Raw genomic sequence first — 15,884 nt, forward strand, 5'->3', positions numbered from 1 at the left:
ACAGACCTTAGATAAAAAGGTCTGTTATTCGCTATTTTCTCCTGATTATTCAGGTTACTGCACCCGTTTGATGGAGTCAGGATGCAAGTCACGCAACAGGTTTTTGGGCCCATTTATCAATGGAGTATGCTGATATTATTGGGCTTTGTGTATTTTTTAGCTACCGCAACCACATTTACCTCTTTAGGTGTTGTTCTTCCTAGTATGATAAACGAGCTAGAGTGGAACTGGACTCAAGCAGGTCTTGGTTTTACGTTATTAGGATTAACCTGCGGTCTTGCGAGTTTTTTACCTACCTTACTGATCCGTAAATTAAGTGTTCGCCTTACACTACTAATTGGGTTGAGCATTTTTGTCAGTGGTTTCTATTTTCTTTACGAAACATACACCATTGCGCGTTATTTTCTTGGTACTGCACTATTAGGTGTTGGTTTTACACTACTGGCTACCGTACCCGGTACTTATGTTATTTCCCGCTTATTTGAAAAACAATCCTTTGCCTTTGGTGTCTATTTTACCATTGGTGGATTAGGTGGTGTTGCCGGGCCTTGGATCTACTTTTTAGCAACCCATTTATGGCATACATGGCGAATGCATTGGCTTATTTCCGCGATCACTCTCACCGTTGTGACTCTTCTCACTATTTTATTTTTACGTGAAGGGAGTAAAGAGCAAGAACATGCAAAAAAAATTAGCCAACTTCAATCCACAAAACGTATCTATCAAACTAAAGAAATTTGGACAGCTCGTCATGCTTTAAGAACATGGCAATTTTATGTTATTGCTGCGACTTACACGGCTTTTTTATGGTGTGGGATCACAGTCAATAGCTTTGCGGTTGCACATATTATTGAAAATGGTTTTGGTGAAACTATTGCTGCAACACTATTAAGTAGTATGGCATTTATCAATGCGTTCTCGCGCTTAGCGGGTGGGGCTATTGGTGAATGGTTAGAACCTAAAAAATTACTTATCGCAAGCTTAAGTATTATTATCATCGGCTTGCTCGCACTAAGTATGGCTAATTCTTGGATTTACCTGATCTTATTTACGGTTTGTGTCGGTATTGGTTATGGCATGACGTTCTTAGCATCAAGTATATTGCTTGCTAACTATTTTGGTCGTACCCCTTATCTTGAGCTATTTTCTGTAATGAATTTAATTTCAACACTAGCTTGTTTAGCACCCTTTTTTGCTGGGGCAATCAAAGATATTTCAGGTAGCTTTACACCGGCATTCTTGATTTTAACCCTACCTGTTTTACTGATTTTAATAGTCACTCTATTTATGAAACCACCGGTTTATCCTAAATTTCAGCATGCGAGTGAGCAAGAAAAGTAACCCTTAAATAAGCAAGATAACGAGTTTCATATTATAAAAACGCATTTTCTAAGGAGACGTTAAGCTGATGAATGATGCATTAATAATAAAATACTCAATAGGTGTTAGCATCGCTTTAGCCTGTTTGGTTGGCTTTATCATCGTATCTCTTTTTCATGATAAAAAGAAAAAACGCCACAGAAATATTATTGTTCATATCAGCCAAGCTATTTTTCTTTGTAGTTTAGTGATTATCTTAAGCCAATATTGTGAAATGGCTGTGGTTGATTTTAATCTCCATTTTATCTCTTTTAGGATGATTAATTTCTTTACCTATATTGGTATTGCATTAATTTTAATGAGAAAATTTTTCTTACTGATTAATCGGCTAGAAAAAGCTCAAATTAAAAAAGGCAGTGATCCTACTTCTGCTCGTATTATTTCTCGCATATTCAAAATCACTCTATTTGTTATTATCATTTTATTGTTCGGTGAGCATTTTGGCATGAGCTTATCCGGCTTAATGACATTTGGAGGGTTAGGTGGCATTGCCATTGGCATGGCAAGTAAAGATGTATTAAGTAATCTTTTCTCTGGTGTCATGCTCTATTTCGATCGTCCTTTTAATATTGGTGATTGGGTACGCTCACCTGATCGTAATATTGAAGGCACTGTAGTCGAAATTGGTTGGCGTATTACCAAAATCATTACTTTTGATCATCGACCGCTTTATATTCCCAACTCTATTTTTTCATCTATTAGTGTAGAAAATCCGGGGCGAATGACTAATCGACGTATTGAAACTGAACTCGGTTTACGTTACGAAGACTCTGATAAAATTGGTGTAATTGTTGAAGATATCCGCACCATGCTAATGCAAAATGACAAAATTGATACGCAACAAACCTTGTTAGTCTATTTTAATCAATTCGCAGACTCTTCACTCAATATCATGGTGTATTGTTTTACCAAAACAACCGTATGGGCACAGTGGCTTGAAGCTCAACAAGAAGTCTATTTAAAGATGATTGAGATTGTGCATAAACATGGTGCTGACTTTGCCTTTCCGTCTCAAACAATTTATATCGAAAAATCGTCTTCTATCCCACAATAATAGAAATGGATAAGTTTAGCCTCTGATAAACTTATCCATTTAACAATCACCAATAACGGTAAAATATGCATTTATTATGCATAAAATAATCAACCTTATTGCTTTAATTTATTTCAATCATATTCACAACCAAGTATATTGATCGCCAATTCTTCTATTGATACAAATGCGAGTATAATGAAAAAAATGAAGTTGGCGTGTCACCCTACTCTTTCACACTATTTTTATTCTGAACGTCCGATTGTTGATATTGTTGATGCAAATTTAACGCAAATATCAGTAGTAGTGTTGTCATTGTCAGATATTGAGTCTGGCCAATTAGATCGCATTCATCAAACAGGGTTTCAACTTCCCGTATTTATTGCAGTTAATATTAATGATGCAATCAATGCTGAATTGTTTAATCAAGTTTCAGGAATTGTGATTACGGATAAAAGTGCACATCAAAAAAATAGTATGTTAATTAATAAAGCGGCACAGCAATATGAAGAGAGTCTAACGACACCATTTTTTTCACGCTTAGTGAATTATGTTGCCGAAAAGAATGTCGCTTTTGATTGCCCCGGTCACCAAGGCGGAGAGTTTTTCCGTCGTCATCCTACTGGTGAACAGTTTTATCAATATTTTGGTGAGAATCTATTTCGATCTGATCTCTGTAATGCTGATGTAGAAATGGGCGATTTACTTATTCATGAAGGTGCACCTTACGATGCACAAGCCTATGCAGCACAAGTGTTTAATGCAGATAAAACCTATTTTGTTTTAAATGGCACATCCTCCTCTAATAAAGTTGCCTTAAATGCTTTATTGGCACCAAATGATTTAGTGCTATTTGATAGAAACAACCATAAATCCAATCATCATGGTGCACTAATTCAAGCAGGAGCAACACCTGTCTATTTAGAAACAGCTCGTAATCCCTTTGGCTTTATTGGTGGTATTGATGCTCATTGCTTTGAAGAACACTATTTACGCCAACAAATTGCAGAAATTGCGCCAGAACGTCAATTCGATAAACGCCCTTTCCGTTTAGCTGTTATTCAACTAGGCACTTATGACGGTACAATTTATAACGCGAGGCAAGTTGTCGATAAAATTGGTCACCTTTGTGATTATATTTTATTTGATTCTGCATGGGTGGGTTATGAACAATTCATTCCAATGATGAAACAGTGTTCACCTTTGTTACTAACGCTTAATGAAAACGATCCTGGTATTCTCGTTACTCAATCTGTTCATAAACAATTAGCGGGATTTTCACAAACCTCACAGATACATAAAAAAGATGCCCATCTTAAAGGGCAATCTCGTTATGTTAATCATAAACGTATGAATAATGCTTTTATGATGCATGCATCCACCAGCCCATTTTATCCCCTTTTTGCCGCTCTTGATGTCAATGCAAAAATGCACTCAGGCAAAAGTGGTGAAGCGATGTGGATGAGTTGCGTAAAGCAAGGCATTGAAGCCCGTAAATCATTACTAAAGCAGTGCCAGTTTATTAAGCCATTTATTCCTGAAGTGGTTGATGGAGTTGCTTGGCAAGACCACGACACAGATGAAATCGCCCACGATCAGCGTTTTTTTAATTTTATTCCTAATGATAATTGGCACTCATTTGAAGGTTACACAACCAATCAATACTTTGTTGATCCTTGCAAATTAATGCTTACAACGCCGGGTATCGATCCTCATACAGGGGAATATGGATCTTTTGGTGTACCAGCCTCTATTTTGGCAAATTATCTACGTGAGCACGGCGTTATCCCTGAAAAAAGCGATCTCAATTCAATCTTATTTTTGCTGACTCCCGCAGAACATCAAGCAAAGTTTGATCGCTTAATCTCTTTGATTGTTCAATTTGAAAAACACTTAGTTGAAGATGTGCCATTAGAACAAATCTTGCCTTCTGTGTGTCGTCGCTATCCATCTCGTTATCAGGGGTATACATTACGACAACTCTGTCAGGAAATGCATGATATTTGTGTCAGATACAATATCAAATTACTGCAAAAACAGATGTTTAGAAAGAGTCACTTTCCTAAACGAGCATTAAGTCCGCAACAAGCTAATATTGAGTTTGTTCGTGGTAATGTTGAATTTTTACCTTTAAATAAATTATCAGGACGCATTGCTGCTGAAGGTGCTTTACCTTATCCGCCAGGTGTTTTATGTGCTGTACCCGGTGAAATTTGGGGAGGTGCTGTTTTACGTTATTTTCAGGCACTTGAAGCCTCGATTAATCAGCTTCCAGGCTTTTCAACTGAACTTCAAGGGGTCTATATTTATGATGAAGAAGATGGCAGTAAGCAAATTTATGCTTATGTTATAAAAGAATAATAGTCTTATCTTTCCCCATAAAAAATGCTGATGTTTAATTGAACTGACATCAGCATTTTTATTTAACTTTGTTTATAAGCCTTATTTTATTTCAACTATTCGCCTTGTATCCGTCGATATTGACCTTTATCTTGCAACAACCTAACGCCTAAGATACTGCCACATAATGAAAGTAATAATGCCGCAACAATAGGTACAGTGATCCACATTCCCCATTGTGGTTGCCACGGGAACTTAAACACGGATATTTGTAATAAGCTTAATGCGACTTCTGCACCAATCGCTGCGGCGAAACCCGCCATTAAACCTAATAATGCAAATTCAGCCCAAAGTGTGCGTCGTAATAATGATTTACCCGCTCCCAGAGTGCGATAAACCACCAGCTCAATGCGTCGTTGTGTCATTCCTACCTGAATTTGAGCAACTAACAATAACGCACCACAGATCATGACCAATCCAACCATAATTTCTAATGCTCGGCTGACTTGCTGTAAAATTTGTTGAACTTGCTGAATTAATGCACCTGTATCTAACACGCTTACCGTTGGAAATTGCCGATTAAGTGCCGTAATTAACCCGCCCTCACCATTGTAGTAAAAGCTACTCATCCATTTTTCTGGCTGATTACTCAACCCTTCTTCAGAGAAAATAAAGAAGAAATTAGGGCGCATATTTTCCCAATCAACATGACGAATACTTGTAACGATGGATTTAAATTCACGAGTATCACCGACAAAGGTTAATTCATCACCCAATTTAATCTCGAGTTGTTCTGCAACACCTTGATCGAGAGAAACCCCATTCCCCTCAGGAGGCCATGTTCCCTCAACAATTACGTTATCTTTTGGCAATTCGCTATGCCACGTTAAGTTAAGCTCTCGACGAACGGTGTTATTACCTGCATCACGTTTATCTACCCACTCTTTAGCATTATGCTCATTAATTTGTGTTAAACGCGCTAACACCACAGGGAATGCATCTGTAGGCTCAACATTATGTTTTGCCAATAAAGCATTAATTTCTTGAACTTGAGGCGCAGACATATTGATGAGAAAATAATTAGGGCTATCTTCTGGTAATTGTTTTTGCCATTTATCGAGTAAATCCCCTTGAATAAGGACTAACAGCGTTAACAACATAAATGAAAGCGCGAAAGCCGCAAGCTGAGTCATCGTTTGAAAAGGTTGTCGTAATAAACGAGTAACTGCTAAGCGCGCACTAAGTTGACGGAATTTAAACTGCTTTAATATCCATAGTCCTAGCCAACCAATTATTCCAAGTAAAAAGGCAATAACAACAACACCAAATAGAATTGACCAGAGTAAAACGCCTGTTCCGGCAAAAAGCGTTAAGGCACCGACAACAATTAAGCCTACTATCGGTAAATAATAACGAAGAGGCCATATAGGTGCCGTAGTATCACTTCTTAATACACGGGAAGGTTGTGTTGCCATCAATTGATAGTAAGGCCTTATCCCCGTTAATAATGCAATTAGCAGTAAAGAGCCTACAGACCATCCCCACGGTAAAAAACTTGCGTCGGGTAAACTTTTCGGTAACACAGGCGCTAAAATTTGTAGCAATATCGTTTCGAAAATAAGTCCTACGAATGAACCAACAATAATAGCGCCAATCAAAATCACGCCCCATTGCCCAATGATCCATTTTCTTAATGCACGCTTATCTGCCCCTAATGTTTTTAATACCGCAATTAAAGTATGACGACTACGACAATAATGAGCCATGGAAACCGCAACGGCCGATATAGCAAGCAATAACGTTAATAGAGCTGAAAGCAAAAGAAAGTTTTTCGCACGCTCCATTGATTGTGAAAGCGCACCACTGTCTTGTTTTAAACTATTCCAACGCTGATCGGGTTTTAATAACGGGTCGAAACGTTGCTGATAGCTATCAATCACGGACTCATTACCAGCAAACATATAGCGATAAGTTAGGCGGCTCCCGGGTTGTACTGCTCCTGTTGCTTCAACATCATCAAGATTAATTAAAATACGGGGGGCTATTTGAAAAGGATTAAACCCACTGTCTGGCTCTTGAATTAATACACCACTAATCGTAAAGGATGCATCACCTACATCAATTTTATCGCCGACTTTTATATCAAGTAATTCTAGTAATCTAGCATCAACAAGCGCAGTTCCTTTTTCCGGTTTTAACCCTGCCGGCTCCGTTTCTAGCTCACCATACAGTGGATATAATTTGTCTGCGGCTTTCACCAACGCAAGTTGTGGTGTATCGCCTTCAGGCGCATAAGACATCGTGGTAAATTGCATTTGGCGACTGAGCGTTAACCCGTCTTTTTTCGCCTCTGTAAGCCAGTTTTCATCAACAGGATAAGACGCACGTAAGACTAAATCGCCCGCAATTAAATCACGACTTTGAGCGTAAATGCTTTTATCTATTCGATCACCTATACGCCCTAAAGCAAGCACACAAGCAACCGCAAGCGCTAAAGAAAGCCAAACAATTAATAGTGCAGGAGAACGCCATTCACGCCAAAACCAACGCCAAATCATGACTCCTCCTTAAGTTGTCCATCTACTAATCGTAATCGTCTTTGGCAACGAGCAGCTAGCTCATTGTCATGAGTCACTAAAATCAATGTTGTTGCATAATCTCGGTTAAGAGAGAACAACAAGTCAGCAATTTTATCGCCGGTTTTGCGGTCAAGATTTCCTGTTGGCTCATCCGCAAAAAGAATAGCAGGCTGAGTACAAAATGCTCTTGCTAATGCAACGCGTTGTTGCTCACCGCCAGAAAGTTGCGCTGGCATATGGTATAAACGTTCGCCTAATCCTAACTGCTTTAGTAAATCAACTGCACGCGCATAACTATGCTTTTCTGACTCGCCTTTTAATAATGCGGGCAACTGCACATTTTCGAGCGCATTCAATGTCGGAATTAACATAAATGATTGAAAAACAAACCCAACATGTTGAGCTCGCAACTTAGCACGTTCTTCTTCATTCATTTTTGTGAGATCTTCTCCCATTAATTTCACACTGCCAGTGCTACCATCATCTAATCCAGCAATGATCCCTAGCAGAGTCGATTTGCCCGATCCTGATTCACCAATTAAAGCAATTGTCTGTGCGGACTCGACAACTAACTCAACACCCTGCAATATAGAGATCTGACTATCACCTTCTCCTACTTGTTTGGTTAACTGATGAACTTCAAGAACCTTTTCCGTCGACATACATTTTTCCTTATCGTTATGATGATGTTTAGCTTTAAGGCAGTTGCTGCTGATACCTTTTTAATCTTTGGTGACAGCTTGAGTGCAGGATATCGTCTTCCGATAGAAAGTGCATGGCCACAACGCCTTGCTGATAAATGGAAAACAACCTACCCTGAAATTAATGTTGTTAATGCAAGCATTAGTGGTGAAACTGCCTTTCAGGGACAAAATAGGCTTCCTGATTTATTAAAACAGCATCAACCACGCTGGGTTTTGATTGAATTAGGTGCAAATGATGGCTTACAGGGATACCCTGTTGCACAAACAAAAGACGCGCTACAAAACATCATTACACAAGTTAAAGCATCGGGTGCAACCCCACTTTTTATGCAAATTATGATTTCACCTAATTACGGGAAACGCTATACACAATCATTTTCAGCAATTTATCCTAAACTTGCAGAAGAGAATGCGATCCCTCTGCTTCCTTTTTATATGGAGCAAATAGCAGATAAGCCTGAGTGGATGCAAAACGACAGTATACATCCCAATGAAGATGCTCAGCCTTTTATTGCGCAATGGATGGATAAAACCTTACCCCCTTACTTAACACGTTAGACTATTCTGACAGTAGTTGACGTAGATTAAACGAGATTAATTGTAAAATTATGCAAAAAACGGTATTGATTACAGGAAGTTCCAGTGGAATAGGACTCTGCGCGGCAAAATCACTAAAGAAAAGAGGTTATCGAGTTCTTGCTGCTTGCCGTAAAGATGAAGATCTTAAACGCATGGAAACACTGGGATTAGAGCCTATTTATCTTGATCTTGATGATCCAAAAAGTGTTGAAAATGCGGCATTAGAAGTTATTCGTCTAACAAACGGTCGTTTATATGGATTATTTAATAATGGTGGATTTGGTGTCTATGGCTCATTAGATGCCATTACCCGCCAACAAATGGAAAAACAGTTTTCTACTAACTTTTTTGGTTTACATCAGCTTACTACATTACTTCTGCCAGCAATGTTGCCTCATGGTGAAGGAAGAATTATTCAAACCAGCTCTGTTATGGGGATTATCTCAACAGCTGGTCGAGGTGCTTACGCAGCCAGTAAATATGCAGTAGAAGCATGGTCTGATGCGCTAAGAATGGAAATTGCGCATACAGGTATTAAAGTAAGTTTAATAGAGCCAGGTCCAATAAGAACATGTTTCACTGAAAATGTCGCTCAAGTCGAAAAAGATAAACCTGTAAAAAATCCGGGGATTGCGAGTCGTTTCACATTAACGCCTGAAGATGTTGTGAAAAAGCTTATTCATGCTTTAGAAAGTCCAAAACCTAAGATACGTTATCCCGTAACCTTATTGACTTACGCAGTCAGAATATTAAAACGTTTTCTACCTGATGCTTTAATGGATGTTATTCTCAGTCGCCAAAGTGGCAAGGCTTGATTTTTCAGGATCTACCCTTACTTATTAATAAAATAGCGTTATAAATCGCATCTATATTTAAAACTCTCAAAAAGGGGCAAGTTAATGTTAGCAACTGCACATATTGTTGATGTAAATGAATCAAATATTCAACAAATTATAGAACAATCTATGACTAAACCAGTCATGATGTATTTCTATTCAGAACGTAGTCCTCATTGTGCAGAGCTTGGCGCAACATTAGATAAACTGGCAGCTGAATTTGCTGATCAATTTATTTTGGCAAAATTGGATTGTGATGTTGAACAAATGATTGCCTCACAATTTGGTTTACGTGCTATTCCAACTGTTTATATTTTGCAAGAAGGTCGCCCAGTTGATGGCTTTCAAGGCCCTCAACCTGAAGAAGCAATTCGCCAAGTGTTAGCCAATGTATTACCCAAACCAGAAGAATTAAAAGCGGCACAAGCCTCGCAATTACTTTCAGAAGGAAAAACCGAAGAAGCTTTACCTCTGTTAAAAGAAGCTCATCAACTCGCTCCTAAAAACAGTGAAATTACGCTCGCGCTAGCAGGCGCATTAATTTCTTTAAATAAAAATGAAGAAGCTCAAACTCTGTTAATTACTATCCCATTACAAGATCAAGATAGTTACTATCATAGTTTGTTAGCGCAAATTGAATTACAAAAACAGGCTGCTGATACGCCTGAAATTCAACAATTACAGAACGATTTTAATCAACAACCTGAAAATACCGATCTTGCTATTCAACTCGCACTGAAATTACATGAAGTTGCTCGTAATGAAGAGGCACTAGAGTTGCTATTTAGCTTTATCAAAAAAGATCTCAATGCTGGTGATGGGCAAGTTAAGAAAACCCTGATGGATATTCTATCAGCCTTAGGTACTAATGATAATTTAGCGTCTAAATATCGTCGTATGGTGTATTCTTTACTTTATTAATTTTATTTTCTTATTAAAGCAGACTTAGGACAGGTATATGGAAATAGTCATTGGTATTATCATCTTATTCGCTATTATTTTAGTTTTATGTGGTGTTAAAACCGTTCCACAAGGTTACCAGTGGACTGTCGAACGTTTTGGTCGTTACACTCGAACCCTCGCGCCAGGGCTTCAAATTCTCGTACCATTTGTTGATCGTATTGGTCGCCGTATCAATATGATGGAACAGGTTCTTGATATTCCGTCTCAGGAAGTTATTTCTCGTGATAACGCCAACGTCAGCATTGATGCGGTCTGCTTTATTCAAGTCATCGACCCTGTAAAAGCCGCGTATGAAGTTAATAATCTTGAACTTGCAATTATCAACTTAACACTGACGAATATCCGTACAGTATTAGGCTCAATGGAACTTGATGAAATTCTTTCTCAGCGTGACCAAATCAACAGTCGCCTTTTACTAATTGTGGATGATGCAACAAACCCTTGGGGTATCAAAATTACCCGTATTGAAATTCGTGATGTTCGCCCACCAAAAGAATTGATTTCTGCAATGAATGCGCAGATGAAAGCTGAACGAACTAAACGTGCCGATATTCTTGAAGCTGAAGGTATTCGTCAAGCGGCAATCTTAAAAGCAGAAGGTGAGAAACAAGGACAAATACTGAAGGCTGAAGGAGAGCGTCAATCTGCATTCTTACAAGCAGAAGCTCGAGAACGTGCAGCAGAAGCAGAAGCTAAGGCAACACAAATGGTATCTGAGGCCATTGCAAAAGGTGATATGCAAGCAATTAACTACTTTGTTGCTCAAAAATATACGGATGCATTGTCTCAAATTGGTTCAGCTAATAACAGTAAAGTTATTATGATGCCATTAGAAGCAAGTAATCTTATGGGTGCGATTGGTGGTATTTCTGAATTACTCAATACCAAAAAAAGTGACTCTGGCAACAAGAGCAATTAATTATGATTGAATGGATTAGTGCTCAACCTGCACTTTTCTGGCTTTGTCTTGGTGGCTTGCTGTTAATTACAGAAATGTTAGGAACAGCGGGATACCTTTTATGGTCAGGAATGGCGGCTCTGTGTGTATCGTTGATCACATGGATATTGCCTATTAGCTGGCCTATTCAAGGTATTTTATTTGCGATATTAACGGTAATTAGTGCTGTACTTTGGCACCTTTGGCTTAAACGCAGAAAACTATCAAAAGAAGCTGAAAACTTAAATCAGAAAACGCATCAACTGATTGGTATTCATGCGGTTTTATTATCAGATACTGAAAATGGTTTTAGTCGCGTAAAATTAGCTGATGGCAGTTGGCGTGTTTATTCAAACACGCCATTACTTGCCGGCGATAAGGTAACAGTAACCGCAATTGATGGTATTACCCTACAAGTGACTGCGCTTAAACAGACTATTTCTGGTGATGACAACACCCTGACAAATGATCGATGATAGGGCAATCGGCTCCTTCATCTCCGGGACACTCGCTGGCTAACAAAAGTAATCGTTGGCGAATGTCATTGAGCTCATTAATTGTTTTCTCAATTTCAGCCACTTTTTTAAGGTGGCTTCTTTCACATCAGAACTATGGCGAGAAGGATTTCTTAATAGCATTAACAACGCGCGACACTCTTCTAAGTTAAAACCAACCTCTCTCGCTTGTCGCAATAATGTTAACTCTTCAATATGTTGAGCTTGATAATAACGATAGCCGTTTTCACCTCTTCCCGGTGGGGTTATCAAGTCTTTTTCTTCATAAAACCGAATAGCTTTAGCCGTTAATCCTGTTTTACTGGCGATTTCACTAATATTCAAAATTCCCCCTTGACCTTCCCCTTGCGGAAAGGTTTAGCCTTTATCTTGATAAGAAAAAACCTTTACAGAAAGCAAGTTACCGAATATTGAGCAATAATAGAGGTAACGCTTTTTATTTCGGAGATAAACTAACATGGCAAAAACTACGCTACTCGCATTACAAGGGCTTTCATGCTCCCACTGTGTTAACAGTGTAAAAAAAGCACTTGATGCTCGCAATGATATAGAACAGTCATATGTGACTATTCAATACGCTAAAATTGACAGTGATGCAACTGCTGAAAGTTTAATCAAAACAATTGAAGACGCAGGTTATGAAGCTAAAATTGCAACACAACCTGATATAAAATTAAGCCTAAGTGGCCTTAACTGCATGAAGTGTGTCGGTAAAACCGAAAAAGCATTATTAGCCATTGAAGGTGTTGTCGCCGTTAATGTAACAAAAGAATCAGCTGAAATTTTTGGTGACGCGGCAGCGGATGCTTTAATTGCAGCGATTACTGCTGAAGGTTTTCAAGCAAACTTGGCACCAACTGACAACATAATTCATCTAACACTATCTGGTTTAAATTGTGGTCATTGTGTCGGCTCAGTCAAAAAAGCACTTGAAGCGACAACAGGCGTTGATAGTGCTGAAGTTGAATTAACACACGCAAAAGTAACGGGTTCTGCAACCGCTGAAACCTTAATTACCGCTGTTACAGAGGCTGGTTACAAGGAATTAAACACAGTATATAAAGGAGTTTTAAATGAAGGATATTAAAAGAAATACAATTACTATTTTATTATTTTCAATAATATATTCACAAGGGTCAATTGCTAATAATTACACTACAAATTCACCTTCAGAAATAACTGGAGATAATAACTCTGAACCTAGTATTATAAAATCAAATAATAAAATAGCCATTCCACAAAAAATGCTAAGAAACAAAGACACTGATGATTTTATTAAATATATTGAGAAGGGGGTTGAACATCAAGAAGAAAATATGATCCGTAAAGTCATTTCTAATAGATATGTTTCATTTGATATTGATAAAAATAATAATCTTACACTCTATCTAACTGAAGAAATAACAAATCGTATAGACAACCATTTAAAATTGACACATCCTGGATATAATGCAGCCTTCTCTAATTTTTATTCACATATAATAGATCACCAAGATGAGGAGATAAAAAAATCTATTATAAAACACTTATCAAGCATATCTGAAAAAAATCAATTAGTATTAGATAATAAGATTACAGAAGCTATAAAAAACAACAATACAAATCAATTATATATTAAAGTAAAAAAGAATGACATGCTTTTATCTGAATCACCTCTATTAAATGAAAAAATAGATAAAATCCATTTAACTCCAGAAGAAAGAATTATTTATGATAAATATTTAAAAAATGAAATTGATAACACCAACCTTATAACCCTAGGTAGTTATATCATGAATAATAATGTCGAAATAAAAACAAATGAAATAATTGACGCCTTAGAATCAGGTAAAGAAAACATAGAAAATAACACACATAGCATTGAGGAAAATCAATCATCCATCTCCATCAACAAATCAAATATTGTAGAAAACACATTAAAAGCAGACCAAGCATTAGGTGAAAATATTATCCAAGATTTAGCAATAGAAGAAAATAAAAAATTAATAAATTCAAACAGTGACGGAATAAAAAGGAATAAAATAGACATTAGTGATAATAATGAAAAAATCAAAACTAATACAGATGAAATAGAAAAGAACAAACATCATATTAGTCATTTAGAATTTGAATATCTAGAAAATCTAAATATAAAAGAATTTGGTGAAAAAAATATTAAAGATCACTTTGGTAAATTATATATAGAAAATTCAATTGCTAGAGATGATATAAATAAACTTGATAGCAAATTTAAACACTTTAAACATGAAACTAATAATCGCTTTTATAAAGTTGAAAAACGTGCCAATCAAGGTATTGCATCTGTTGCAGCAATGAGTAATTTGCCTTTTACTGACACAGCAACATTCAGCACAGCTATTGGTATTGGTAATTATCGTAATGCCACCGCCCTTGCTTGGGGGATGCAATATCGTATCAATGAAAATATTAAAGTAAGAGCCTCTACTGCGTGGAATGACTCAAATAATTTTGTTTCAGCTGGGGGGATTGGGATCAGCTGGTAATATTAACGCAATAAAGTAAACAAAGTGAAAGCTAAGTAAATACTTAGTTTTCACTGTTTCATTACATTAAAAATCCGTTATGCTGAGCTTAGTGATCAACACTTAAAGGAGCATATCAAATGGCGGGTATTTTTCAGAAACTTAAAGAATGGATCAATATAAAACAAGCTTCTCATTATCCTTACCCTGCTGTTGATATTACACTACCTAATAATATCTCTTTACACCTTGTGGGCAGTATCCATATGGGCGTGCCCACAATGTCACCACTTTCTAATGTGCTACTCAACGAAATAAAAAATGCAAATGCTATTATTGTTGAAGCCGATATTTCCACAGACGTACAACCTTTTGATCAAGCATCTCTTTTTAGAAAGTCGCTAGAAACACGCTTAAATAACTCTCTTTTTTCTCAAGTCACATGTCACTGTGAAGATCTCGCTCTCTCACTTTATCAACTTGAGAATAAACCACTTTGGCAAATTGCATTGATTTTACAATCTACCCAAGCAATGCAACTTGGATTACAACCGCAATACGGTATTGATTACCAGGTCATTCAATATGCTAATGAGCACAAAAAAAACATTATAGAACTTGAAGGTATTGAGGATCAGGTCGCATTATTATTGAGTTTCCCTGATGATGGTCAGCAATTACTCGAAGATACACTAAAAAATTGGCACGATAATGCACGTACATTGCAAATCATGATCAATTGGTGGTTAAATTATAATGGTCAAGAGAAACAACCGCCTTTACCGAATACCTTTAGTAAAGCTGTATTTGATATTTTAATGGAAAGCCGTAACCAAAAATGGGTAAGCATATTATCAAAATTACCGGCTGGACGTTATGTGGTAACTGTAGGAGCTCTTCATTTATTTGGTGAAGAGAATCTGATTGATTTACTAACACATCAATCATAAAAACATTATGATTAGGAATAACTATGACTCCCGCTGTCAATTTACTGGAAAAACAAAAAATTAAATTTACTCTTCATCCTTATGAACATGATGCGAATGTGCATAATTTTGGTGATGAAGCCGTTGAAAAATTAGGTTTAGATAATCGCCAAGTATTTAAAACACTGTTAGTTGCTTTAAATGGTGATGCTAAAAATCTTGCTGTTGCAGTAACACCCGTTTCTGGTCAGTTAGATTTAAAACTGGTTGCTAAGTGCTTTAAAGCCAAAAAAGCTGATATGGCAGATCCACAAATTGCACAAAAGGTCACGGGTTATTTAGTGGGTGGAATAAGCCCATTAGGTCAGAAAAAACGCCTACCAACAGTGATTGATGAACAAGCACTTGAATTTGACACTATCTTCGTTTCTGGTGGTAAACGAGGCTTAGATATTGAGTTATCTGCAAAAGATTTAGGTGTTGTGTTAAGTGCACAATTTGCACTTATTCGTAAAGAGTCATAATTATGAATGATTTTTTATTTTAAGGCTTATCCTCAAAATAAGAAATTAACGTGATTAAGGCCAAAGATAAAAGGCGACATAA

14 protein-coding genes and 1 pseudogene are annotated in these 15,884 nt (G+C 37.2%); 12 read left to right on the top strand and 3 right to left on the bottom strand.

Translation table 11 applies throughout. The features are described 5' to 3' along the window. Nucleotides 1–81: 81 nt before the first annotated feature. The 3 genes from CUB63_RS14210 to CUB63_RS14220 all read left to right on the top strand — a co-directional run bounded on the left by CUB63_RS14210 (nucleotide 82) and on the right by CUB63_RS14220 (nucleotide 4,774). Nucleotides 82–1,341, top strand: a complete 1,260-nt coding sequence (locus tag CUB63_RS14210; protein WP_109848335.1) for an MFS transporter — start codon at nucleotides 82–84, stop codon at nucleotides 1,339–1,341. A 67-nt stretch (nucleotides 1,342–1,408) separates the two neighbouring features. After that, complete coding sequence (locus CUB63_RS14215; RefSeq protein ID WP_109400167.1) at nucleotides 1,409–2,434, top strand: mechanosensitive ion channel family protein; 1,026 nt, start codon at nucleotides 1,409–1,411, stop codon at nucleotides 2,432–2,434. A gap of 177 nt (nucleotides 2,435–2,611) precedes the next feature. Next, nucleotides 2,612–4,774, top strand: coding sequence for an ornithine decarboxylase (locus CUB63_RS14220; RefSeq protein WP_109848336.1), 2,163 nt, complete (start codon nucleotides 2,612–2,614; stop codon nucleotides 4,772–4,774). A gap of 95 nt (nucleotides 4,775–4,869) precedes the next feature. Here the strand turns inward: CUB63_RS14220 and ybbP are convergent, their stop codons facing one another. Beyond that, entirely contained in the window at nucleotides 4,870–7,311 is a 2,442-nt protein-coding gene (ybbP, locus tag CUB63_RS14225; protein ID WP_109848337.1) for a putative ABC transporter permease subunit YbbP, read from the bottom strand. Next, complete coding sequence (ybbA, locus tag CUB63_RS14230) at nucleotides 7,308–7,994, bottom strand: putative ABC transporter ATP-binding protein YbbA (protein WP_006533992.1); 687 nt, start codon at nucleotides 7,992–7,994, stop codon at nucleotides 7,308–7,310. The genes ybbP and ybbA overlap by 4 nt, the downstream gene beginning before the upstream one ends. On the opposite strand from ybbA, the gene tesA reads away from it, so the two are divergent. The 5 genes from tesA (at nucleotide 7,965) to CUB63_RS14255 (ending at nucleotide 11,827) form a co-directional block, all read left to right on the top strand. Next, nucleotides 7,965–8,594 carry a multifunctional acyl-CoA thioesterase I/protease I/lysophospholipase L1 gene (tesA, locus tag CUB63_RS14235; protein WP_109848338.1) on the top strand — a complete coding sequence of 210 codons (630 nt, stop codon included), beginning with the start codon at nucleotides 7,965–7,967 and terminating at the stop codon, nucleotides 8,592–8,594. The two genes, ybbA and tesA, sit on opposite strands and share 30 nt — an antisense overlap. Nucleotides 8,595–8,644: 50 nt before the next feature. Beyond that, complete coding sequence (locus tag CUB63_RS14240) at nucleotides 8,645–9,430, top strand: SDR family oxidoreductase (protein ID WP_109848339.1); 786 nt, start codon at nucleotides 8,645–8,647, stop codon at nucleotides 9,428–9,430. Between the two features lie 84 nt (nucleotides 9,431–9,514). Beyond that, nucleotides 9,515–10,372 carry a co-chaperone YbbN gene (locus CUB63_RS14245; RefSeq protein WP_006533995.1) on the top strand — a complete coding sequence of 286 codons (858 nt, stop codon included), beginning with the start codon at nucleotides 9,515–9,517 and terminating at the stop codon, nucleotides 10,370–10,372. Nucleotides 10,373–10,409: 37 nt separating this feature from the next. After that, the gene (locus tag CUB63_RS14250) at nucleotides 10,410–11,333 is read left to right on the top strand and encodes an SPFH domain-containing protein (RefSeq protein ID WP_006533996.1); all 924 of its coding nucleotides are present in this window, start codon (nucleotides 10,410–10,412) and stop codon (nucleotides 11,331–11,333) included. A gap of 2 nt (nucleotides 11,334–11,335) precedes the next feature. Beyond that, a complete protein-coding gene (locus CUB63_RS14255; RefSeq protein WP_006533997.1) occupies nucleotides 11,336–11,827 on the top strand; it encodes an NfeD family protein in 492 nt (163 codons plus the stop codon). On the opposite strand, the pseudogene cueR reads toward CUB63_RS14255, so the two are convergent. Then, nucleotides 11,787–12,190: pseudogene (gene cueR / locus CUB63_RS14260) on the bottom strand (Cu(I)-responsive transcriptional regulator). The gene CUB63_RS14255 and the pseudogene cueR sit on opposite strands and share 41 nt — an antisense overlap. A gap of 133 nt (nucleotides 12,191–12,323) precedes the next feature. On the opposite strand from cueR, the gene CUB63_RS14265 reads away from it, so the two are divergent. The 4 genes from CUB63_RS14265 (at nucleotide 12,324) to ybaK (ending at nucleotide 15,802) form a co-directional block, all read left to right on the top strand. Continuing rightward, on the top strand, nucleotides 12,324–12,953 hold the full coding sequence (locus tag CUB63_RS14265; RefSeq protein WP_232240018.1) for a cation transporter: 630 nt from the start codon (nucleotides 12,324–12,326) through the stop codon (nucleotides 12,951–12,953). Next, nucleotides 12,940–14,370, top strand: a complete 1,431-nt coding sequence (locus tag CUB63_RS14270; protein ID WP_109848340.1) for a YadA C-terminal domain-containing protein — start codon at nucleotides 12,940–12,942, stop codon at nucleotides 14,368–14,370. The genes CUB63_RS14265 and CUB63_RS14270 overlap by 14 nt, the downstream gene beginning before the upstream one ends. A 119-nt stretch (nucleotides 14,371–14,489) precedes the next feature. Beyond that, complete coding sequence (locus CUB63_RS14275) at nucleotides 14,490–15,299, top strand: TraB/GumN family protein (protein WP_109848341.1); 810 nt, start codon at nucleotides 14,490–14,492, stop codon at nucleotides 15,297–15,299. Nucleotides 15,300–15,322: 23 nt separating this feature from the next. Next, entirely contained in the window at nucleotides 15,323–15,802 is a 480-nt protein-coding gene (ybaK, locus tag CUB63_RS14280) for a Cys-tRNA(Pro)/Cys-tRNA(Cys) deacylase YbaK (RefSeq protein WP_072065104.1), read from the top strand. Nucleotides 15,803–15,884 lie beyond the last annotated feature (82 nt).

Origin of the sequence: Proteus penneri (assembly GCF_003144535.1) — a bacterium.
Taxonomy (GTDB): Bacteria; Pseudomonadota; Gammaproteobacteria; order Enterobacterales; family Enterobacteriaceae; genus Proteus; species Proteus penneri.